A 19,959-nucleotide genomic window follows, 5' to 3' on the forward strand; every position below is an offset into this window, starting at 1 on the left:
GTTGATCCGCCCAGGCTCGCCGGAGGAGGTAGACGCGGCGTTCCAGCGGTGTTGTTGCGATCACGGGGCTCCGAGCAGCGATACCAGTACAGGGAGCGCGTTGAGAGCGCCGTGCACGGTGAGCAGTGGCCACATGCGTCGGTAGCGGCTCCACAGCAGCCCGAGCAGGACGCCCGTGGCCGCGTGGGCGACCAGTACCGAGGCGAGATCGAGGTCGAGGCGACCGACACCCTGGATCGCCGCGTGCCACGCGGACCACAGCAACGTGGCGAGAACGATTCCTGGCCAGCGTCCCAGAAGCCATTCGATCCGGCTTTGCAACCACCGACGGTAGAAGTACTCCTCCACCACCGCGTTCAGGATGAATCCGCCGATGAGCGCTATCACCAATTGGGCTCCAGGAACGGCGGGCGCAGGAGAGCTTGCCCATGTCGGCCCGTTGACCAGCAGCGCGATCATCATCCAGACCGTCACCGCGGCTGTGGCCGCCAGGGCGGCTGTGGGGCCTGCGGCGGGCAGTGGCGGCCGTGTGCTCAGGGCGCTGCGGAACCAGCGAAATGTCAGGAGCGGCAGGATGACCAGGAGCAGGACCTTGCCGCCGGTGTGGGCGGCTTCGGCGCCACCCGCGGCGATCAAGGCGGCTGTGAAGGCGACGGCGGAGGCCGCGAGAATCAGCGTCTCGCCCCGCACGGCTAAGCGCAGCTCACCGGTGGAGACGTCGGAGGGTATGGGGTCGCGTCTCCACGGCATCATCGCCACGACCAGGCTCGCGGCGAGGGCGGGCAGCCAGCGCCACCACACCGGCTCGGTGTCCGCCCGGTCCGCGCTGACCCGGACTCCGGTGATGCCGTGTATCAGCAGCCACGCCATGGCGAGCGCGACGATCACGACACCGGCGACCGCGGCGACGACTCCGTACCTGCGCCGCACGGCGCGGTTCAGAACGATCTCTCCGGCCTCTCTGCTCATCGGCTCTCCGCGTCCCCTTTCTTGCAGATGCCGCGGTGTTCGCCGAGTACCTGGGCAGGGTGAGGTTGACGCACTCTGCGGTGGGTTCGATCACGGTCGGGTTCGGTGTCGATGCCCCAGTGCTGGGTCGCCTGTGTGGATTCGCCGGTGCTGGGCATGCGATCAGGTGAGCCGGGCCGCGACGTAGGTGGCGTCGCGGCCGACTCCGAGCAGGGTCGCCGACAGGAAGGTGCGCTGGTTGTCCAGCCCGACGAAGCCGAGACCGGGGTGGTCGAGCGACACCCCTGCGCGGTGGGCGGGAACCCCCGGTCGGCGATGGCGGTACCTGAGCCCGAGCGGGGCGAGATAGTCGAGGGCCGGGCGGTATCCCGTGGCGAGCAGCACCAGATCCACGGCCTCCACGCTGCCGTCCGGCCAGTACAGCGCGCGCCCCTCGGCGCGGACCGGTAGATCCCGTCGATCCGGGCGACCGGCGTCGATCCTCGCCCGGTAGCCCATGGTGTCGATCACCGGGACGGTGGCGGCGCCGAACCATCGTCCGGCCGGCACCCGCCCGGCCAGCGAGAGCACCGTCCAGAAGCGGCTGTCGCCGGGGACCGGATCCTCGGTCGCGTACCGGATCGGCGCCCGGGAGGCGATGCTCACTCGGGCGTGCTCGGCCAGCTCGCTCGCGATCTGGACCGCGGAGTTGCCCGAACCGACGACGACGATCCGCCGGCCGGCGTACCCGTGGGGCTCGCGATAGTCGGCAGCGTGGAGCACCGGGCCGGTGTAGCCACGCAAGCCGGGGATGTCGGGACGATGGGGGTTGTCGAACTGGCCGGTGGCGGCGACCACCATCCCCGCGCCGAGCTCGTCGCCCCGGTCGGTGCGTACGACGAACCGGCTGCCGTGGCGGGTCACCGCTTCGACCCGGGTTCGGGTGCGTACCTCGCAGTCGAGCGTGGCGGCGTAGTCGCGCAGGTAGCCGGCCATCTCGTCACGTGACGGGAAGTAGGCGTCGTCGGCGGGAAACGGCCGGCCGGGCAGAGCGTTGAGCCCGGCAGGGGTGAACAACCGCAGACTCTCGTAGTAGCGACTCCACGAGCCGGTCGGATCGACGTGGGCCTCGATCAGCACCGGGCGGACGCCGCGCCGTGCGAGCGCGCCCGCTGCCGCGAGCCCGGACTGGCCACCACCGACGACGACCGCCCCCACTGACATGCGAGCTATTTACCCATAGCACCTAAAATCGACATAACGGATATGGGATTCCTGCTAGCTCGCGGTCCACCGCCTGGGCAGCGCGTCGCACCGCCCGCGGCCAACTTGGCGTCGTGTCGTAATGGACGCGACGAAGGCCTGCGCATGACTCTGCCCGCGCTGGAGCACGACACCCGGCTGCCCGGTCGCCTCGGTGAGTGTCGTCAAGCCGATTGGCCCACTGTCGTCAGTGAGGATGACCCCGCTGACGGAGGCGGGGAGGCGCTGACGAAAGGGACTTGATGGGGTCTGGTGCTAGGGACCTCCTGGTCGAGTAGATCTCGCTGCGGCTCACCGAGCTGGGTCAGCCGGCGTTCGTTAACGCTCGTGTCGGCGTTGGGACGCGGTTCGATGAGGTCCCAGCGGTTGCCGGAGATGTCGAGAAAGACCGCGAAGCGACCATAGGGCTCGGCCCGGGGCTCAGTGACGAACTCGACGCCGAGCGATCGCATGCGCTCGTAGTGGGCGTCGAAGTCGTCGACCTCAAGGGAGAAGCCGACACGGCCGGCGTGCTGGTCACCAAGTACTGACAGCTGGCGACCACCATCGACCTGGGCGAGCAGGAGTCCGGTCTGTGCGCTCGCAGGGCGGACGACCACCCATCGCTTCGTGCGGCCGTCGTTGGTGAAGGCAGCAGAATCCTCGATGAGCTCGAACCCCAGTAGTCCAGTGAAGAATCTGATCGTCGCGTCGTAGTCCCTGATCATGATCGTGGTGAGCTGCAGGAATGCCATGCTGGCCATGGTGTCTCGCCGCGGGCTCGAGCGCCGACGTGGACGGCGGAGGCTTCGGTCAGCTCGCTCGGGCGCTTCGAGCGTGGGCGAGGCGGTAGAGCGTTTCCCGCTGCCAGCAAAGCGACGCTCCACAGAGACGCAGACGATCCTGTGCAGCAAACGAGTGCGAACGTCTTGTTGGACAGTCAACGCTATTGGACAACTTATGGACAGGTCGCAGATCCGCTGACGACGAGAACCGCCAAGTCGCCGACCGTGTTCAACTAACGACCGATTTCTGAACATCCACTATTCGAGCACGTCCCGGGAGCACGGGCTTCCGATCCGCCGACTGCGCCCGCCGTGTCCCACGAAGATCACAGATTCGGGTCGCGTTTGCCCTGTCCGGCTGCCCCCGGTAACAGATATTGTGTCCGGTTACTCGTTGGTACGCCGCTTGCTCGATGCTTGCTCTAGCATGCGCCGGATGCGGTCGGTGACCGCCGCAGTGACGCCCCTGACGACCGGTGACGAGCGGACCGATCGAGTGGTTGCGGCGGCGAGGTCGCGAAGGCGTCGGCGCGCACGGTGCGGTGGGTCCGCCGCCGGTGCCGCCGGTACCATCGACGCGGTGGGCCGCAGTCTATGGGTCAGCGGGCGGGCGGCCGCGCGCCGCGCCTGGCGGATCAAGTCGTTGTAGGCGGACTGGTGGCGCGGGTTGAACTCGGGCGCGTGGCGCCACAGTTGCTCGTAGACCCGGATGGTGGCCGCGACGGCCGTGTCGTGGTCGAGCAGGGCGTCGAGCAGTCCCAGCACGGTCGACACGGTGTGGTCGTAGAACGTGACGAACGCGGCCTGGTCACCGCGACCCGCCGCGTGCAGCAGCCTGTCCAGGGGCGGGCCGTCGAGCTCGGCCCGGCCGGGCGCGAGACCCGGCGGGCGCGCCGACCTCTGGGCCGGGCCCGGTTGGTGCTCCGGTGTGTCCTGTCCTGACGCCACGGCACCCCCAGAAGGTCGCGGCCAGCGTCGCGACGATCTCCTACCCGTGTGCGCGGCGCGCACACCTCGCCGCGTGGTGAACACTGTCGGGTCGGGTTATATGGGTGGCTCGTCGGCCAGCTGGGCGGTGTAGCGGACGGGGTGGTCCTGGCCGTCGTCGAGGAAGGTGTCGTTGAGCGCTTGGGCGATGACGTCGTGCTGGTGGGCGGTGCGGGCCTGGCTGTCGTCGAGAACCGCGGCCAGCCAGGGCATCGCCGGGAACTCCTCGAGCGCCACGCACCGCGACCACAGGGCGTCGAGGTCGAGCCCGCTCAGCGCCAGCCCCGTGCGCAGGGCGCGCGAGGACAGCTGCTGCTCGTCGGCGGTCAGCCACCGGGTCGGATCCATGGTGTACGGATCACCGCGTTCTGCCTGCTCGAAACCGGTCCGCCGTGATCGAGACTGGACCGGGACCACGCCGGTGGCGCCGCTGCCCGGATGCGGCCTACCCCGCCCCACCGGCCTTTGAGCCGGGGCTGGCTTACTGGTCCGGGGCTTCCTGGGCGTAGCGCTCGCGGGACTCGCGGACCATCCATTCGGCGACGTCGTGCAGTTTCAGGTTCGTGTCTTGGGAGGCGGACACGAGCATCTCAAACGCTTGGGGGTCGTCGAGCCGGAACCGTTCCATCAGGATGCCCTTGGCCTGGCCGATCACGTCACGGGTGCGCAGGGCCTGACTGAGGTGGTCGACGCGTCGGGCGCCGGCCAGGGCGACCGCGGCCTGGTCGGCGAACAGGCCCCCGATCAGGTGGTCGGCCGGGGCGAACCCGTGCGCGGTGGTGGAGTAGAGATTCAGCGCGCCGGCGGAGCTGCCGGTGACCAGTTGGAAGGACAGCACCGCGTGCATCCCGGCGGCGAGGGCCTTCTCAGCGAAGCGCGGCCACGGCGGATCAGTGGCCAGGTCGTCGGCGTCGGTGACGCCGGACTGCGGGCCCTCCTCGTCGCGGGCGGCGTCGATACACGGACCTTCCCCGATCTGGGCCTGGACCTGGTCGATCTCGGCGACTAGCTCGGTGGAGGGGGCGTGGGTGGTGATCGCGCCGCGCCGGTCGAGCAGGGTGATGCTGGCCCCGGCCGCCGCCGGGATCGCCTGCAGCGCCCCGACGACGATCGACTGCAGTGCGGCGTCCTCGCCACCGCTGCCCGCCAGTGTGCGGGTCAGGCGGCTCGCTGTCTGGGCCATCGCCGCCCGCAACGCGTCCGCATCGACTCCGGTCTCCGGGCCGGTCATCTGTACTCACTTGCTCCCGTCGAGATCTCGCTCGGCCGAGGCAGCAGCGGGGCCGAACGTCCCGCCGCCTGCACCTCGGACCGTACCCCCGGCTGGCCTTATACGCAGCAGCTAACAGCGTGTAGCGGCGCCTGCGGATCGCGAGTTCCTGTTCGTAGGACAGGGCCGCGTAGGTGATCAGTACGGGCCGGTCGTCGGCTGGGCGGTGCGCCGCAGCGGCGGTGTGCGGAATCATGTCTCCACCTCTCCGTCGAGATGGCGGGCTTTCCGTGGGGAATGCCGGGCCTTCGGTGTGATCCGGGTGCAGGCCCCGGCAGGTGTGACGCCGACGGCGAGGTTTCGACGTCCCGCTACGAGCACCGGTGCCCGGTGGGCTGTGTCACGAGTCCGTTCAGCCACGGGTGGACCCGCCCGCGGTGGTTCGGCAGGAGCGGCGCAACCGTCTGCGGGGTTCGGCTCTAGGGGGTGAGGGTGTTGGTGATCCGGGCGATGTCGTCGGGGGTGGCGCGGTACTGGATCAGCACTTGGCGCAGTTTCTGCTCGCCGGTAGGCCCGGCGGGGTAGGGCCGGGAGTCGGTCACGATCTGAGCCCAGTGTTCGGGGTCGTCGACGTCGTTGGCGCGCAGCGCGGCTTGGAGGTCCTTGATGGAGGTGGTGGCGATCGAGGTGCGTTGAGTGTTGCCGGCCGGGCCGGGCGCCACGCTGGAGGGCCCTTGGACGCCGGGTTGGTCGGTGCCGCTTCGGCCGCCGTTGGCGCATCCGGCGATCGCGATGGTGGCGGCGATCAGCGCCGCGGTCGCGGTGCTCGCTCGTCTCATGGTCGGCTCTCTGGTCAGCTGTGGGCCGGTTCGCGTTCGGGCGCGGTCGAGCAATGTGCGCAGCAGTAGAACCGTCCGCCGGATTCCACGCCGTGTCCGATCATGCGGCAGCCGCAGTGCGCGCAACTCGGGGCGAGCTGGTGGATGGCGCATTCGAAGCTGTCGAACACGTGGACGCCTTTCTCCGGGGTGTGGATCTCGAACGCGTGCGCGTAGTCGTTTCCGCAGACCTCGCATGTGGCCATGGCGGTCCTTCTCGGTACTGATGGGCTGGTCAGCTCGCTCAGGTGGTGGGGCGGTCGGTGTCGTGTCGGGCGGGCCGGGTGCGCAGCCCGTGGACGCCGTGCTCGGCGGTGTCGTAGTCGGGCGGGGTGAGGGCCCGCGGCTGGTCGTGGCTGTCCTCGGGGACGATGGTGGAGTCGCTGTCCGGGTCGAGGCCCTCGACCAGCTCGGCGCGGTGCTGCTCGGCACCGGTCAGCCGCTCCATCAGCTGCCGCGCCCAGCCGACCGAGGTGTCGTTGCTGCTGTGCTGGTCGCCGGCGTCGGTACTCACCGCTGCGGGGTACCCGGTCGCGCGGGGGCCATGCCGGGGCGCCAGCCCCTACCCGCGCCCGCCGCCGATGGTGTCCTCCACGACATGTCGCGGGCTGCCAGTCAGGGGCCCGCCCGGGCGGGAAGCCCTCTAGTAGGCTGCTCCACGGTGGACAGTCGAGACGAGCGTGTGAGCAGCCAGGCGGGCCAGACCAGCGAGCAGCGGGTCGGCGCACAACTGGCCCGCGTTCTCGACGAAGCGGCCCATGAGCTGCTGGCTCGCCGCGACAGCGGCGACGCTGTCGAGGACATCGTGCAGCTGATCGTGGCCGGGGCGATCGCGTCGATCCCGCACGTCGACCGGGCTGGCATCTCGTTGATCGAGCCCGATGACACGATCACGTCGCGCGCGCCCAGTGACCCTGTCGTCGCCGAGCTGGACCGGTTGCAGAACGAGCTAGGGGAAGGGCCGTGTCGGGAGTCCATCCGCACCCAGGAGCGGACCCTGATCGAGGACATGGCGGCTGCCGGGCTGGGTCGGTGGCCGCGCTTCGCGCCGACCGCGATCGAGCGCGGGGTGGCCACGATGTGCTCGTTTCAGCTGTTCGCCCGCGACGACGGCACCGCCGGCGCGTTGAACCTCTACGCCGGGCAGGCCGGTGTGTTCGACGAGTCGTCGTTGGACATCGCGGCGCTGTTCGCCTCGCACGCGGCGCTCGCGCTGCACGGCGCCCAGCGTGCGGCCGGGCTGGACGAGGCGTTGCGGACCCGGGACGTGATCGGCCAGGCCAAAGGCATCCTGATCGAGCGGTTCACCCTGTCTGAGGATCAGGCGTTCGTGATGCTGGTGCGCAGCTCGCAGGACACCAACATCAAGTTGCGCGACGTGGCCACCTGGCTGCTCACCGACGCCACGGCCCGGGCCGGGCCGTCGGCCCCGCCGACACGGTGAGCCGCGGGGGACGGGACGGGGTGTTGAGGCGGCCCCGCGCGCTGCGTGGGTGAACACGCGGGGCCTACGCAGACGGCCCGCCCGGGCGAGCCGGCCCCGTACCGCGCGGGTTACCCCGCCCGGCGGCGGGCATCCACCGCAAGCTGCGCCCGGTCAGAGCCGACCGTTCAGGCCGGCCGGTTCAGGGGCAGGCCGGTTCGGTGAGGGCGAGGATGCAGCGGTGGTCGGTCCACCAGTCCAGTCCGGCTCGGGCGTCGGGTAGGTGCTCGGGGTCGTGGCCGTGGAGGTGGTGTTCGTAGCGGCGGCGCCGGTTCTGGTCGGGCCCGGTGTCGGTGTGGGTCCAGCGCAGGAAACGCTCCGCGGCGTCGCGGTGGCGACGGCGGCCGGGTTCGTCGATGTCCTGGGTGGCCAGCCACGCCACGAACGGGGCGAGCAGCTCACTGAGCCGCCACTCCCACCGCGACGGCTCGCCCCGGTCCGGCTCGGCCCGGTCAGGTTCGGGGCCGTTGAGTTCGAGTCCGTCGAGTTCAGATGCGGCGGCTCCTGCTCCGTCCGGTTCGGATCCGGGCAGACCGACTCGCAGGTGAGCGAGTCGGATCCCGCCGTGCCGGTCGTCGTAGTGCTCGGGTCGTGGTGGCCTGGTGCGGGCCAGGTCCGTGCTACCAGTCCTGCCGACGCTGTAGGTGCTGTGGGTGCCTTCAGTGGTCGCGGTCATCGCCGCTCCCGTCGTTGTTGGTTCCCTCGTCTGGTGACGCCGGGTCGTACTGATCGGGCTGTGTGCCGGGTCGTGTGCGGTGGTCAGGTCGCGGCTCTGGACTGCTGGGCAGGAGGTGGTTCACGCAGCGGTCGGCGGCGGGAGCCAGGCGCAGGCGTCGATTGGAGATCTGTACTCCGCACACGTCGCAGCGGGCGAAGGTGCCCGCGGCGAGCCGGTCCAGGGCGGCGAGCACCTGGTCGCGTTGCCGGGTGAACTCGTGCGGGTCGGAGGTGTCGCCGGTCGGGGTGGTCATGTCGGCTCAGGGCCCGGCGCCGGGGCAGCCAGCGCCGCGGTCAGCGTCGAGTAGATGAGCAGGGCCGCCTCGGCGGGGAGGAACCGTAGCGTGGCCGCTGCGGGCGCGACCTCGTCGACGACCAGGACCACGGATCCGCCGCTGCGGCGGGCGTGGTCGTGGGTGGCGAGGACGGCGGCGAGTCCGTGCGCGGCTAGGAAGCCCACGCGGTTGAGTTCGAGCACGATCCGCCCGCCCGGGTCCGCGGTCACCGCGCCCGCGGCCGCGGTGGCGAACACGTCGGTGGTGGCGATGTCCATGTCCCCGGCCAGGGTGAGCACGGTGCAGCCCGGGCCGGTCCGGGTGATCTGAGCTCGGAACCCTCCCGGCGCATCGCCTGCGTCCTCCGCGGCTCGGCGCCGCCGCTGGGTGGCCGTCGCGGGGGACGGAGACGTCGGCGCGGCCAGCCGCGCGGGGGGATCAGGTATAGCCGTTCCGGTCATCACGCCGGAGCCCTTCGGGTGGGACCCCGCGCACAGCACGCGCGGGTCGCGGAAGCCCGGGACTCGTGGGTGAACCTCTGGCCGCTGGCAGCGCCGGCGACGATCTCGACCGCCGCGCGGTGCGTGAGCGCCGTCACCTGACGGCGCAGGCTTCACCGTACCCGCTCGGCGGTCGGTGTGGCGATATCAAGGTTGATCGGCCCCGGGAGGGCGGCGTAAGTCGGCCCCACTTGGAGCGTCGAGTCGGAGATCCTCGCCGGGGCTATCGACGCTCAAGCCGGGAGCGCAGGTGGCGGGTCGGCGACCGCGAGAGGGCTACGGTCGTGTCGTGCCCAGCTCTGCAGCGGTGCTGACCTTCGTTGTAGGAACGCTCGTGTTCTTGGTGGTCCCCGGGCCGGGCATGTTGTTCATCCTCGGCCGTGCGATCGCGCTAGGAGCTCGGGCTGCTCTGGCTACTGCGGTGGGCAACTACGTCGGCGTGCTCGTCTTGCTGGCCGGCGTCTCCGCCGGTGTCGGGTTGCTCGTCGAGCGCGTGGCGGTCGTGTTGGTCGTCCTCAAGTTTGTCGGTGCCGCCTATCTGGTCTGGCTCGGCGTGCAGGCCTACCGTCACCGCGGTCAGCTCGCGGCCTCGTTGAGTGCGCCAGCGGACAGCGCATCCCGGCCCACTCGGGCGTTCCTCGAAGGCTCGGTGGTCGGGCTGACCAACCCCAAGGCCATCGTCTTCTTCGCAACGGTCTTGCCCCAGTTCACTGACCCGGCCCAGGGATCGGTCGGTGTCCAGGTCGCGGTCTTCGGGTTGGCGTTCTGCACCCTCGCCGCTGTCTTGGACGCAGTATGGGCTCTGGGCGCCGGCTCAGCCCGCGACTGGTTCGCCACCTCGCCTCGTCGGCTGAGACGCCTCGGCGGCGCGGGCGGGCTGACGATGATCGGACTCGGCATCGGCGTCGCCGCGACCGGAAGACATCCCTGAAGCCAGGAAGCGGTATAGCCGGGCGGAGTCGGCAGCTGAGGTCATGGGCGCGTAGCGAGCTGTGCTCTCGCGTGCGCCAGCCGATATGACTGGCTGCCGGTTTCGATGATCAGGCCGGCGAAGGTGAGTCGGGGTCGATGATCGCGGCGCAGAGCCGTGGGTCGGTGAAGGTATTGGTCCAGCCGGAGAAGGCCTGGTTGGAGTCGATGGCGATAGAGTTGGTCTCCTCGCGCTCGGTGAGCACCTGGAAGAGCATCTCGGCGCCGCGACGGTCGAGTTGCTTGTAGCCGAGCTCGTCGATGCAGAGCAGGTCGACCCGCCCGTAGTGGGCGATCGTCCCGACGGCGCCGGCGATCGTGCCCATCACGGGGCTCATCAGGGCGACATGCACGTGGTCGAGCGGTCCGACCGGATGCCCAGCACCGACGCCACGTACTCCGGGTTGATGACGAGCAGGCTCGCCGCCCAGGTCACGACGAACAGCTGCGCGGTGAACACGACGATGCCGAACCCCACGGTCAGCACCGACGTCGCGTTGCGGAGCATGACGCTCGGGCGGTCCCTCCGTACCGAGCGCAGCCCACGCTCCCACAGACCGTGCCCGAGGACGCTCCAGGTCACGTGCACCGCGACCGCGCAGGCCGCGACGGCGAGCAGCCGCGACGTCGGCAGCGAGTCGGCCAGGCTCCGGATGTTGAAGTAGAGGACCCCGAACGAACCGCCCGCCAGCTCGCCCCCCATCGCACCGGAGCGCCCACACAATGCGCCACGGACGGTTCGCCCGGACCATGCCGGCGACCAGGCGGACGAGCCCGATCGGCCCGGTCACCGACACCGAGCTCACCGACACCGAGCTGCTCACGCCTGGCTCCCCGGAGGGCACCACCCGCAGGCCGTACCCGCCCCACCGGGTGAGGCGCAGCGGCGGCCGGTCGCCGTCCGGGAGAACGATCTCCGGCACGAGGTGCTCGACGAGCACGGACACCAGCCGGTGCGTCCGACGCACCGGCGCGACCCCGCCCAGCGCAGGCAGCGAGACGACCACGATCGGATCGCCGAGGCCGACCTGCGCCGCAATCACGTCGCGCCCGTCGCGCAGCGGCGTGTCGGTCACGCCCACGGCGATGTCCGAACATGCCGAGACGACGCGCTGCGGGCCTTGTCCAGCATGCGTTCGTGGTCCGGCACAGCACCTCGAACGGGTCACGGGCGACCGTCACCCGCGACGTGACGGGGCGGCCGGCGACCTCGTCGGGTAACGCCCCGCCGAGCCGGTCGGCGAGCACGTCGGCGACGGCCGCGGGGAGACTGGGGTCGGCGAACAGCCCGACCGTGATCTCCCGGCCGGACTCACCGGAGGGGATCGTGGCCCCGGTTCAGCAGCTCGTTGCGCCAGGCCAACGAGCGGACGTCGCCCGTGGGCGGCGGGTGCGCGCGCCGCCGGTGCACGAACCCGACGACCTCCCCCATGGCGTCGAGGTCCTCGTCGGTCAGGTCGTCCGCGCTCGTGCGCTGCAGCGCGACGATCCGTTCCCCCGTCACGTGACCGTCGGCGGCGCTGGCCTCAGCCCGGCATCGTCTCGCCACCGACGGGTGCGAGCACCTCACCCGTGTAGTACGACGACAGCTGCTCGGACGCGAAGAAGACATAGGACGGCGCGATCTCGTCCGGTTCCGCGGCCCGGCCCATCGGCGTCTGCGCGCCGAACTCCTCCACCTTGGAGTCGGGCATGGTCGCCGGGATCAGCGGCGTCCACACCGGACCGGGTGCGACGCAGTTGACCCGGATCCCGCGGCCGGTCAGCGACTGTGCCAGCGAGTACGTCAACGACTGCACGGCACCCTTCGTCGCGGAGTAGTCGATGAGCGACTTGTTGCCGCGCAACCCGTTCACCGAGCCGGTATTGATCACGGCGGACCCGGCCGACAGATGCGGGAGCGCCGCCTTCGTGACCCGGAAGAAGCTGTGCACGTTGACCTCGAACGTGCGCAGCCACTGGTCGTCGCCGATGTCCTCGGGCATGTCGTAGGACTCCTGCGTGGCCACGTTGTTGACGACCACGTCGAGACCTCCGAACTCGTCGACGGTCCGGGCGACGACGTCGTCGCAGTGCTTCGCGTCGCCGAGGTCGCCGCCGATCGCCACGCAGCGGTGCCCCTGCGCCCGCACGAGCGACGCGGTGTGCTCCGCGTCGCCGTCCTCGGACAGGTAGGCGAACGCCACGTCGGCGCCCTCCTTGGCGAACGCGACACAGACCGCGCGCCCGATCCCGGAGTCGCCGCCGGTCACCAGCGCGACCTTGCCCGCGAGCAGGTCGCGGCCGGTCCAGTCCCGCATCTCGTCGCGCGGCTGCGGGTCGAGCCCGTCGGTGCCACCGGGCGGGTCCTGCTGTTGCGCAGGCGGAGAGGGATTCGTGCTCACGACCTGGTCACCTCCGGACGGAAGAGGACCTTCACAGCCCCGTCGTGCTTCTGCTGGAACATCGAGTACGCCTCGGGTGCGCTCTCGAGCGGCACGTGGTGGGTCGCGAAGTCCTCGGTGCCGAGAGGGTCACCGTCGGAGAGCAGCGGCAGGATCTCCGGCACCCAGTGCCAGACGTTCGCCTGCCCCATCCGCATCTGGATCTGCTTGTCGAACAACGTGAGCATCGGCATCGGGTCGGCCGTCCCGCCGTACACGCCGGACAGCGAGATCGTCCCTCCGCGACGGACGAGCCGGATGGCCAGGAGCAGCGCGGCCATCCGGTCGGTGCCGGCGTTGGACATGACCTTCTCCCCCACCGACTTCGGCAGAAGCCCGACCGCCTCGTGGGCGATCTTCCCGAGCGGCGAGCCGTGGGCCTCCATGCCGACGGCGTCGATCACGGCGTCGGCCCCGCGCCCGTCGGTCGCCGCGCGGACGGCCTCGGCGACCTCGTCCTCGCCCCGGCCCAGGTCGAGCGCGGTCACGCCACGGCGTTCGACGCGGGTCAGGCGCTCCGGGACCAGGTCGATCCCGATCACCTGCTCGACGCCGTGCCGGCGGGCGATCCGGGTGGCCATGTCCCCGATCGGCCCGAGCCCGAGCACGACGAGCGTGCCGTCCTTCGGTGTCGCGGCGTACTGGACGGCCTGCCACGCGGTGGGCAGCACGTCGGACAGGAACACGAACCGGTCGTCCGGCGGGCCGTCCGGGACCTTGATCGGCAGCGTGTTGCCGAACGGCACCCGCAGGTACTCGGCCTGCCCGCCGGGCACCTGCCCGTAGAGCTTCGTGAAGCCGAACAGCGACGCACCCATCCCCTGATCGCGGTTCTGGGTCGTCTCGCACTGCGACTGCAGCCCGCGGTCGCACATCCAGCAGCTGCCGCACGACACGTTGAACGGGATCACGACCCGGTTGCCGACCTGCAGCTCGGTGACGCCGCTGCCCTTCTCCACGACGACGCCCATCGGCTCGTGGCCGAGGATGTCGCCCTCGGCCAGGAACGGGCCCATCACCTCGTACAGGTGCAGGTCGGAGCCGCACAGACCGCTGGACGTGATCTTCACGATCACGTCGGTGGGATCGGCGATCGCCGGGTCCGGAACGGTGTCGACACGGACGTCGTGGCGTCCGTGGTAAGTCAACGCTCGCATGGAGCAGTCCTCTCGGTCGAGTTCGACAGACCGCGTACCCGTCGAGATCCGGTCCACGCGTGCGTGACGACGGCCACGGGCGTGGTTCGTGGGGCTACCCGCGGGTAAGCGGGCCGTCGACCGCACCATGTCGACCGCACCACGAGGAGGCGAGTGCTCTCGTCGATGATCGTCGGTGGCCTGCACGGGTTCGCCAGGGCGACCGCGCTCGGGCTCGACCGGAACCGCGGCGAGCCGCCGGAGCACCTCGCGGCCCGCCCCGGGACCCACTCGGCGCTGCTCATCGGGGGTTTCGCCACCACGACGCCGTTGCTCGGGCCGCTCGAGCACTGGCTGATCGCACTGGGCTACGACGTGGTCCCGACGGCCGTCGGAGCGGGTCTGGCCTGTGGCAGGCGGACCGTCGACGCGCTCGAGTCGATCGTGCGCGACGAGACCGATCACAGCGGACGGCGCGTACAACTCGTCGGGCACAGCCGTGGCGGGCAGTTCGCCCGCTCGCTCGCCCACCGGGTGCCGGACCGCGTGTCCGGCGTCGTGACCGTCGCGACCCCGTTCGACCTCGCGAAACTGTCCTGGCCGATGCGGGCGCTCCTCGGCGCGGTCGCCGGGGCGCGGGCCACCGGGGTCGAGGGCGTCGCCGGTGTCGGATGCCTCGTCGGGAACTGCTGCCGCACGTTCCGGACGCAGATGCACGGCCCGTTGCCCGATGGGGTCGCGTTCACGAGCATCTGGTCGCCCGACGACCGCGTCGCGCCACCTGCGGCCTGCCGGGAACCCGAGGCCGAGAACGTCGAGGTCCGAGGCGGTCACAACGCGTTGCTCACCGGCACGCATGCGCGGCGGGCCGTCGCCGAGGCTCTCCTGCGCGGTACCCGCCGCAGGTCACGCCCCCGCTCACGCTCGTCGCGTAGCACGCACGACCGCCGTCGGGGGCCGGCCGTGCCGGCCAGCGTACCTCCGATCCAGGCGACCACACCTCCGTCAGGCGTCGCCCGGGCGGCAGGCGCGTGATTGGAGGCACTGGCAGCGGATAGAGGCGGCAGCGCCCAGTTCTACCCCGTTGCCGGGAGGACCGCGACGACCGCGACGGAACCCCGCTCCGCCCCGTCGTCAGAACGTCCGCACCCGGCACCCGGCCAGGCAAGGGATCCCGTCTGGTGCACATGCTGAGCACCACGGATCCGAAGGGCATCGCGATCCTGTACCTGGTCACGTCGTTCGGGTTCTTCCTGGCCGGCGGCGCGATGGCGCTGCTGATGCGCGCCGAGCTCGCCCGCCCGGAGCTGCAGTTCCTCTCCACCGAGCAGTACAACCAGCTGTTCACCATGCACGGCACGATCATGCTGCTGCTGAACGCGACGCCGATCCTGTTCGGCTTCGCGAACTACATCATGCCGCTGCAGATCGGCGCCCCGGAACCGTCGCGGCTCATCGTGTCCGGGCTCGGCGCGATCCTCGGCGCGGTGAACTTCGTGACGACGACGGCGTGCATGCGCGCCCCCCGGCATGACGATGTTCCGGATGCCGATCTTCAGCTGGAACATCTTCATCACGGCGCTGCTGATCCTGATCGCGTTCCCGATCCTCACCGCAGGCCTGCTGGGCCTCGCCGCGGACCGCCACCTCGGCGCGCACGTGTTCGACCCGGCCAACGGCGGCGTGATCCTCTGGCAGCACCTGTTCTGGTTCTTCGGCCATCCCGAGGTCTACATCGTCGCGCTGCCGTTCTTCGGCATCGTGTCCGAGGTCTTCCCGGTGTTCTCCCGCAAGCCGGTGTTCGGCTACAAGGGCCTGATCTACGCGAACATCGCGATCGCGTCGCTGTCCGTGGCGGTGTGGGCGCACCACATGCACGCCACCGGCGGGGTGCTGCTCGCGTTCTTCTCGCCGACGGCGGCGTGTCCGTCCTGGTGATCTCCGGTGACGTCACGGCGGAGGCGGCGGCGCACCCGACCGGCCCGCCGGACCCGCGCCACCCGCCTGAGACGCAGGCTCGGTGTCCGACGATGGACGCCAAGAAGATCTGGCCCGACGGCTGGCAGTCGCCGCGGCCGTACATCCGCATCGTTTCGCAGCCGCAGAACAGCTGATCCACGCCCCGTCGGACACGTGAGCTCAGAGGTTCGGGGTCAGCCCGATGTGGCGCAGGTAGCGCTGCGCGGAGCGCACGACGGCGTCGTGCGCGTCGCCCTGCACGACGTGTCCCCACCAGGCGCCGAACAGCGACGCGTAGCGGACACCGGACAGGATCCGGACGGCGCGACGGACGGTGTCCGGGTGCGCCGGGATCAGGTTCGGGTAGCTGTACATGAAGCCGACCCACCGGCGGTCCGGAACGACCGTGACGATGTCGCCCGCGCAGAGCGCGCCGCGCCCGTCTACACCGTCGGCCCAGTGCAGGACGGTCCCGCCTGCGAAGTGCACGCCGAGGTGCAGCAGCATCCGGCCGGGCAGCACCTCGAGCGCGTCGCCGTCCCACGGCGCGACCTCGACGCCGCGCGGGACCCAGTCGCGGTCGGCGGCGTGCACGTGGATCGGGGCGTCGAACTCGCGACCCCACGCCGCCATCGTCGAGTAGTAGTGCGGGTGCGAGATCGCGATCGCGGCGACGCCGCCGAGCTCGTGCACCCGGGCCACCGTGTCGTCGTCGAGCAGGGCGGTGCAGTCCCACAGCACGTTCCCGCCCTCCCCCGGCACGAGCAGCGCGCGTTGCGCGATCCCGAGGTCCGGGGTCGTTCCGACGCCCCACAGGCCGCGAACCTCCTCCCGGACCTCGCCGCGGAACCCGTCGGCCCGCAGGCGCGCGACCGTCGTCCAGCGCTGGCCGCCCCAGTCGACGTACTCCCGCTCGTCGGTGCAGACCGGGCATTCCGCCGGGTCGACGGCCTGCGGGTACTGGACACCACACCGCGGGCACAGCGGCACGTCCTGCAATGACATCGCGACCTCCGATCGCACCGTTCGAGTGGTGGGCGCACGGGTTTAGCCGCCCGACTGGCGGGCACAGATTCCGCCGTAAGCGCTTGTTCATCCAGAGGGGAGTGACGGTGTCCGAACCGGCCGACGTGTTCGTTCTCGGGCTCGACGACCACAACCGTGAGATCCTCGAGCAGCTACCGGACGCCGGGCGACGTTACCGGTTCCACCCACTGCTGACGATCGAGGAGCTGCAGTACCGGGACGAGATCCCGCTGGCCGAGCTGCTGGACCAGGCGAGACGCGGGCTCGACGCGTTCGACGGCACGGTCGCGGCCGTGATCGGGTTCTGGGACTTCCCGGTGAGCACGATGGTTCCGCTGCTCTGCAAGCACGTGCAGAGGAACTGCGCAAGCCTCGAGGCAGTGGTCAAGTGCGAACACAAGTACTGGAGCCGGCTCGAGCAGTCCTCCGTGACCGAGGACTACCCCGCGTTCGGGCTGGTCGACCCGGACAACGACACCGAGCCGCCGGACGGCGTCGGCTTCCCGATGTGGGTCAAGCCGGTGAAGTCGTTCTCCTCGGCGCTCGCGTTCGGTGTCGATGACGTCGACGGGTTCCGTGACGCCCTCACCCACATCCGGGGCGGCATCGGGTTCGTCGGCGAGCCGTTCGAGGTCGTCCTCGACGAGCTCGACCTGCCCGACGAGATCGCCGCGCTGGGCGGGCGCGCGTGCCTGGCCGAGGAGACCGCCACGGGCAGGCAGGTGACGCTGGAGGGCTACGCCCGCGGCGAGGACGTGCACGTGTTCGGCGTCGTCGACACGATCAACCGCGACGACGTGGCGAGCCAGGACCGGTTTCGCTACCCCTCGACGTTGCCCGACGCGGTGGCCGAGCGGATGGCCGACATCGCGCGTCGGATCGTCCGGCGGGTCGGTCTCGACTCCACCACGTTCAACATCGAGTTCTTCTGGGATCCCGAGGCCGACCGGATCCGGGTGCTCGAGGTGAACCCGCGGCACTCGCAGTCGCACGCGGAGCTGTTCGCCGACGTCGACGGCGTCGCCAACCACTACGCGATGGTGGAGCTCGCGCTGGGCCACGACCCGTCGATGCCGTCCCGACAGGGCCGGTACGCGACGGCGTCCAAGTGGTTCCTGCGTCACCTGTCCGACGGTGTGGTGCGCCGGGTGCCGACCGCCGACGAGATCGCCGAGGTCGAGCGCGAGGTCGGCGGCACGACCATCGACGTCATCGTCACCGAGGGCGACCGGCTCTCCGAGCTGCCCGACCAGGACAGCTACAGCTACAAGATCGCGAATGTCTACGTGGGCGGGGCCGACGACTCCGAGGTGCGCAAGCGCTTCGAGCGCTGCGCCGAGCTGCTCCACTTCGAGTTCGACAGCTGATCCCGAACGGAAGGAGCGCCGCAGGAGTGCGCACGGTGACGTCGCTGCCCTACGAGGTCCACGAGACCGAGCACACGCTGATCCCGCTGTCCGACGGCACCCGGCTGGCGGCGCGGATCTGGCGTCCGGACGCCGATGAGGCCGGGCCGGTGCCGGCGATCCTGGAGCTCGTCCCGTACCGCAAGCGTGACCACACCGCACCCCGCGACGCTGTGCACCACCCCTACCTGGCCGGGCGCGGCTATGCGGGGGTCCGAGTGGACCTGCGGGGCAGCGGCGACTCCGACGGCGTGCTCACCGACGAGTACACCGACCAGGAGCTGTGCGACGCCGAGGAGGTGCTGGCCTGGCTGGCCGCCCAGCCGTGGTGCAGCGGACGGACCGGGATGATGGGTATCTCCTGGGGCGGGTTCAACGCGCTGCAGGTCGCCGCCCGCCGTCCGGAGAGCCTCGGCGCGATCGCGGCCGTCGCGTTCTCCGACGACCGCTACGCCGACGACGTGCACTACATGGGCGGCTGCCTGCTCGGCGACAACCTGTCCTGGGCATCCACGATGTTCTCGTTCAACTCCCTGCCACCGGACCCCGAGCTCGTCGGCGACCGGTGGCGCGACCTCTGGCACGGGCGTCTCGAGGGCAGCGGCCTGTGGGTGGACACGTGGCTGCGCCACCAGCGCCGCGACGCGTATTGGCGCCGCGGCTCGGTCTGCGAGGACTACTCGGCGGTCGCGTGCCCGGTGCTCGCCGTCAGCGGCTGGGCCGACGGCTACTCGAACGCCGTGTTCCGGGTGCTGGAGCACCTCGACGTACCCCGGCAGGGCCTGATCGGGCCGTGGTCGCACAAGTACCCGCACCTCGGCAGCCCCGGACCAGCCGTCGGGTTCCTGCAGGAGCTCGTGCGCTGGTGGGACCGCTGGCTCAAGGACGACACCACCAACGGCGTCGACGACCAGCCGATGCTGCGCACGTTCATGCAGGACACCGTGCCGCCGTCGACGTCCTACGGCGACCGGCCCGGGCGGTGGGTCGGTGAACCGTCCTGGCCGTCCCCGCACGTGGACCGTGTCCGGTACGCGCTCGAACCGCGCCGGATCGCCGCGCGCGACGAGACCGCGGCCACGGCCGAGATGCCGGTCAGCTCGCCGCTGTCGGTAGGCCAGTTCGCCGGCAAGTGGTGCTCCTACAGCGCTCCGCCGGACCTGCCCTACGACCAGCGCGAGGAGGACGGCGGCTCGCTCGTGTTCGACTCCGACGTCCTCGACGAGCCGTACGAGATCCTCGGCGCGCCCGAGCTGGACCTCGTGGTCGCCTCCGACCGGCCGGTCGCGATGGTCGCCGCCCGCATCTCCGACGTCGCCCCGGACGGCGCCGCCACCCGCGTCACCTACGGACTGCTCAACCTCACCCACCGCGACTCGCACGCCGAGCCCCAGCCGCTGGAGCCGGGCAGGCGCTACCGTGTCCGGCTCACGTTGAACGGTGTCGCGCAACGCTTCCCGGCCGGCCACCGGATCCGGCTGTCGCTGTCCACGTCGTACTGGCCGCTGGCCTGGACGCCGCCGGAACCGGTCCGGCTGACCGTCGTCACCGGATCGTCGGGGCTCACGCTGCCGCTGCGCCGCACCGGCGACCCGGACGAGGTGACGGTCCGGCCGTTCGACCCGCCCGAGGGCACGCCGCCACCCGCGACCACCCGGACCCGAGACGGCGACCAGCGATGGGAACTGACCCGCAACCTCGTCGACGACCGGTCCCAGCTGCACGTCGTCAACGACTCCGGCGGCTACCGGCTCGACGACATCGGACTCGTGGTCGACGAACGCGTCGAGGAGCGCTACTCGTTCCGGGCCGACGACACCGACTCGGTTCGCGGCGAAGTCACCGCCCGGGTGTCGCTGTCCCGAGACGACTGGCGAGTACGCACCGAGACACGCACAGTCATGACCTCCGACGGTTCGCACTTCCACCTGCACGCCCAGCTCGACGCCTACGAGAACGACGAGCGCGTGGTGTCGCGCAACTGGAACACCTCGGTTCCCCGCGACGGCGTGTGA

24 protein-coding genes and 1 pseudogene are annotated in these 19,959 nt (G+C 70.7%); 7 read left to right on the top strand and 18 right to left on the bottom strand.

Annotated elements, in window-relative coordinates:
• Positions 1–60: 60 nt before the first annotated feature.
• From EV378_RS01980 to EV378_RS02020, 9 genes are all read right to left on the bottom strand, one after another.
• Complete coding sequence (locus tag EV378_RS01980) at positions 61–969, bottom strand: CPBP family intramembrane glutamic endopeptidase (protein ID WP_132421050.1); 909 nt, start codon at positions 967–969, stop codon at positions 61–63.
• 162 nt (positions 970–1,131) lie between these two features.
• Positions 1,132–2,172 (bottom strand): flavin-containing monooxygenase, encoded by a 1,041-nt coding sequence (locus EV378_RS01985; protein WP_132421051.1) that lies wholly within the window; start codon positions 2,170–2,172, stop codon positions 1,132–1,134.
• 203 nt (positions 2,173–2,375) lie between these two features.
• Positions 2,376–2,945: a VOC family protein gene (locus EV378_RS01990; protein ID WP_132421052.1), complete on the bottom strand. Its 570-nt coding sequence runs from the start codon at positions 2,943–2,945 to the stop codon at positions 2,376–2,378.
• A gap of 417 nt (positions 2,946–3,362) precedes the next feature.
• Positions 3,363–3,749, bottom strand: a complete 387-nt coding sequence (locus EV378_RS01995; RefSeq protein WP_132421053.1) for a hypothetical protein — start codon at positions 3,747–3,749, stop codon at positions 3,363–3,365.
• 270 nt (positions 3,750–4,019) lie between these two features.
• Positions 4,020–4,310, bottom strand: coding sequence for a hypothetical protein (locus tag EV378_RS02000; RefSeq protein ID WP_132421054.1), 291 nt, complete (start codon positions 4,308–4,310; stop codon positions 4,020–4,022).
• A 133-nt stretch (positions 4,311–4,443) separates the two neighbouring features.
• The gene (locus EV378_RS02005; protein ID WP_132421055.1) at positions 4,444–5,193 is read right to left on the bottom strand and encodes a GAF and ANTAR domain-containing protein; all 750 of its coding nucleotides are present in this window, start codon (positions 5,191–5,193) and stop codon (positions 4,444–4,446) included.
• A gap of 458 nt (positions 5,194–5,651) precedes the next feature.
• Positions 5,652–6,011 (bottom strand): hypothetical protein, encoded by a 360-nt coding sequence (locus tag EV378_RS02010; RefSeq protein WP_132421056.1) that lies wholly within the window; start codon positions 6,009–6,011, stop codon positions 5,652–5,654.
• Positions 6,012–6,025: 14 nt separating this feature from the next.
• On the bottom strand, positions 6,026–6,256 hold the full coding sequence (locus EV378_RS02015; RefSeq protein WP_132421057.1) for a hypothetical protein: 231 nt from the start codon (positions 6,254–6,256) through the stop codon (positions 6,026–6,028).
• A gap of 38 nt (positions 6,257–6,294) precedes the next feature.
• On the bottom strand, positions 6,295–6,564 hold the full coding sequence (locus EV378_RS02020; protein ID WP_132421058.1) for a hypothetical protein: 270 nt from the start codon (positions 6,562–6,564) through the stop codon (positions 6,295–6,297).
• Between the two features lie 84 nt (positions 6,565–6,648).
• Between EV378_RS02020 and EV378_RS02025 the strand changes: the two genes are divergently transcribed.
• Positions 6,649–7,494, top strand: a complete 846-nt coding sequence (locus EV378_RS02025) for a GAF and ANTAR domain-containing protein (protein WP_132421059.1) — start codon at positions 6,649–6,651, stop codon at positions 7,492–7,494.
• Positions 7,495–7,675: 181 nt separating this feature from the next.
• Here EV378_RS02025 and EV378_RS35150 read toward each other — a convergent pair whose 3' ends face one another.
• The 3 genes from EV378_RS35150 to EV378_RS02040 are packed head-to-tail and all read right to left on the bottom strand — an operon-like array spanning position 7,676 to position 8,986.
• A complete protein-coding gene (locus EV378_RS35150; protein ID WP_165922106.1) occupies positions 7,676–8,209 on the bottom strand; it encodes a hypothetical protein in 534 nt (177 codons plus the stop codon).
• Positions 8,193–8,504, bottom strand: coding sequence for a TraR/DksA family transcriptional regulator (locus EV378_RS02035; protein WP_132421060.1), 312 nt, complete (start codon positions 8,502–8,504; stop codon positions 8,193–8,195). The genes EV378_RS35150 and EV378_RS02035 overlap by 17 nt, the downstream gene beginning before the upstream one ends.
• Positions 8,501–8,986 carry an STAS domain-containing protein gene (locus tag EV378_RS02040; RefSeq protein WP_341540404.1) on the bottom strand — a complete coding sequence of 162 codons (486 nt, stop codon included), beginning with the start codon at positions 8,984–8,986 and terminating at the stop codon, positions 8,501–8,503. Before EV378_RS02040 ends, EV378_RS02035 begins: the two co-directional genes overlap by 4 nt.
• Before the next feature lie 328 nt (positions 8,987–9,314).
• Between EV378_RS02040 and EV378_RS02045 the strand changes: the two genes are divergently transcribed.
• Entirely contained in the window at positions 9,315–9,956 is a 642-nt protein-coding gene (locus EV378_RS02045; RefSeq protein ID WP_132421062.1) for a LysE family translocator, read from the top strand.
• A 109-nt stretch (positions 9,957–10,065) separates the two neighbouring features.
• Here EV378_RS02045 and EV378_RS02050 read toward each other — a convergent pair whose 3' ends face one another.
• From EV378_RS02050 to EV378_RS02070, 5 genes are all read right to left on the bottom strand, one after another.
• Entirely contained in the window at positions 10,066–10,320 is a 255-nt protein-coding gene (locus EV378_RS02050) for an ATP-binding protein (protein WP_279389588.1), read from the bottom strand.
• A gap of 11 nt (positions 10,321–10,331) precedes the next feature.
• The gene (locus EV378_RS02055) at positions 10,332–10,697 is read right to left on the bottom strand and encodes a hypothetical protein (protein WP_132421063.1); all 366 of its coding nucleotides are present in this window, start codon (positions 10,695–10,697) and stop codon (positions 10,332–10,334) included.
• A gap of 609 nt (positions 10,698–11,306) precedes the next feature.
• Positions 11,307–11,606 (bottom strand): DUF3140 domain-containing protein, encoded by a 300-nt coding sequence (locus EV378_RS36670; protein ID WP_132421064.1) that lies wholly within the window; start codon positions 11,604–11,606, stop codon positions 11,307–11,309.
• A complete protein-coding gene (locus EV378_RS02065) occupies positions 11,521–12,378 on the bottom strand; it encodes an SDR family oxidoreductase (RefSeq protein ID WP_243653222.1) in 858 nt (285 codons plus the stop codon). The genes EV378_RS36670 and EV378_RS02065 overlap by 86 nt, the downstream gene beginning before the upstream one ends.
• Positions 12,375–13,574, bottom strand: a complete 1,200-nt coding sequence (locus EV378_RS02070; protein ID WP_132421065.1) for an alcohol dehydrogenase catalytic domain-containing protein — start codon at positions 13,572–13,574, stop codon at positions 12,375–12,377. The genes EV378_RS02065 and EV378_RS02070 overlap by 4 nt, the downstream gene beginning before the upstream one ends.
• Before the next feature lie 153 nt (positions 13,575–13,727).
• Here EV378_RS02070 and EV378_RS02075 point away from each other — a divergent pair, with 153 nt between their 5' ends.
• The 3 genes and pseudogenes from EV378_RS02075 (at position 13,728) to EV378_RS02085 (ending at position 15,667) form a co-directional block, all read left to right on the top strand.
• On the top strand, positions 13,728–14,588 hold the full coding sequence (locus EV378_RS02075) for an alpha/beta fold hydrolase (RefSeq protein WP_132421066.1): 861 nt from the start codon (positions 13,728–13,730) through the stop codon (positions 14,586–14,588).
• 89 nt (positions 14,589–14,677) lie between these two features.
• Positions 14,678–15,470 (top strand): annotated as a pseudogene (locus EV378_RS02080) (cbb3-type cytochrome c oxidase subunit I); the annotation flags it as partial.
• Between the two features lie 5 nt (positions 15,471–15,475).
• Complete coding sequence (locus EV378_RS02085) at positions 15,476–15,667, top strand: hypothetical protein (RefSeq protein WP_132421067.1); 192 nt, start codon at positions 15,476–15,478, stop codon at positions 15,665–15,667.
• A gap of 25 nt (positions 15,668–15,692) precedes the next feature.
• On the opposite strand, the gene EV378_RS02090 is transcribed toward EV378_RS02085, so the two are convergent.
• Positions 15,693–16,517, bottom strand: a complete 825-nt coding sequence (locus tag EV378_RS02090; RefSeq protein WP_132421068.1) for an MBL fold metallo-hydrolase — start codon at positions 16,515–16,517, stop codon at positions 15,693–15,695.
• A 107-nt stretch (positions 16,518–16,624) separates the two neighbouring features.
• Between EV378_RS02090 and EV378_RS02095 the strand changes: the two genes are divergently transcribed.
• Both EV378_RS02095 and EV378_RS02100 read left to right on the top strand, forming a co-directional pair.
• Positions 16,625–17,905 (top strand): ATP-grasp domain-containing protein, encoded by a 1,281-nt coding sequence (locus EV378_RS02095; protein WP_243653223.1) that lies wholly within the window; start codon positions 16,625–16,627, stop codon positions 17,903–17,905.
• A gap of 26 nt (positions 17,906–17,931) precedes the next feature.
• Positions 17,932–19,959 carry a CocE/NonD family hydrolase gene (locus tag EV378_RS02100; RefSeq protein WP_132421070.1) on the top strand — a complete coding sequence of 676 codons (2,028 nt, stop codon included), beginning with the start codon at positions 17,932–17,934 and terminating at the stop codon, positions 19,957–19,959.

It is taken from the genome of Pseudonocardia endophytica (genome assembly GCF_004339565.1).
GTDB lineage: Bacteria > Actinomycetota > Actinomycetes > Mycobacteriales > Pseudonocardiaceae > Pseudonocardia > Pseudonocardia endophytica.

Bases quoted from the DNA above. Each gene is read 5' to 3' on its own strand.
- EV378_RS02035 (WP_132421060.1), bottom strand. From the start codon at position 8,504: ATGACCACCCCGACCGGCGACACCTCCGACCCGCACGAGTTCACCCGG.
- EV378_RS02070 (WP_132421065.1), bottom strand. From the start codon at position 13,574: ATGCGAGCGTTGACTTACCACGGACGCCACGACGTCCGTGTCGACACC.
- EV378_RS02090 (WP_132421068.1), bottom strand. From the start codon at position 16,517: ATGTCATTGCAGGACGTGCCGCTGTGCCCGCGGTGTGGTGTCCAGTAC.
- EV378_RS36670 (WP_132421064.1), bottom strand. From the start codon at position 11,606: ATGTCTTCTTCGCGTCCGAGCAGCTGTCGTCGTACTACACGGGTGAGG.
- EV378_RS02055 (WP_132421063.1), bottom strand. From the start codon at position 10,697: ATGGGGGGCGAGCTGGCGGGCGGTTCGTTCGGGGTCCTCTACTTCAAC.
- EV378_RS01980 (WP_132421050.1), bottom strand. From the start codon at position 969: ATGAGCAGAGAGGCCGGAGAGATCGTTCTGAACCGCGCCGTGCGGCGC.
- EV378_RS02025 (WP_132421059.1), top strand. From the start codon at position 6,649: ATGTCGCGGGCTGCCAGTCAGGGGCCCGCCCGGGCGGGAAGCCCTCTA.
- EV378_RS02005 (WP_132421055.1), bottom strand. From the start codon at position 5,193: ATGACCGGCCCGGAGACCGGAGTCGATGCGGACGCGTTGCGGGCGGCG.
- EV378_RS02000 (WP_132421054.1), bottom strand. From the start codon at position 4,310: ATGGATCCGACCCGGTGGCTGACCGCCGACGAGCAGCAGCTGTCCTCG.
- EV378_RS02050 (WP_279389588.1), bottom strand. From the start codon at position 10,320: ATGGGCACGATCGCCGGCGCCGTCGGGACGATCGCCCACTACGGGCGG.
- EV378_RS35150 (WP_165922106.1), bottom strand. From the start codon at position 8,209: ATGACCGCGACCACTGAAGGCACCCACAGCACCTACAGCGTCGGCAGG.
- EV378_RS02015 (WP_132421057.1), bottom strand. From the start codon at position 6,256: ATGGCCACATGCGAGGTCTGCGGAAACGACTACGCGCACGCGTTCGAG.
- EV378_RS01985 (WP_132421051.1), bottom strand. From the start codon at position 2,172: ATGTCAGTGGGGGCGGTCGTCGTCGGTGGTGGCCAGTCCGGGCTCGCG.
- EV378_RS01990 (WP_132421052.1), bottom strand. From the start codon at position 2,945: ATGGCATTCCTGCAGCTCACCACGATCATGATCAGGGACTACGACGCG.
- EV378_RS02010 (WP_132421056.1), bottom strand. From the start codon at position 6,011: ATGAGACGAGCGAGCACCGCGACCGCGGCGCTGATCGCCGCCACCATC.
- EV378_RS02040 (WP_341540404.1), bottom strand. From the start codon at position 8,986: ATGACCGGAACGGCTATACCTGATCCCCCCGCGCGGCTGGCCGCGCCG.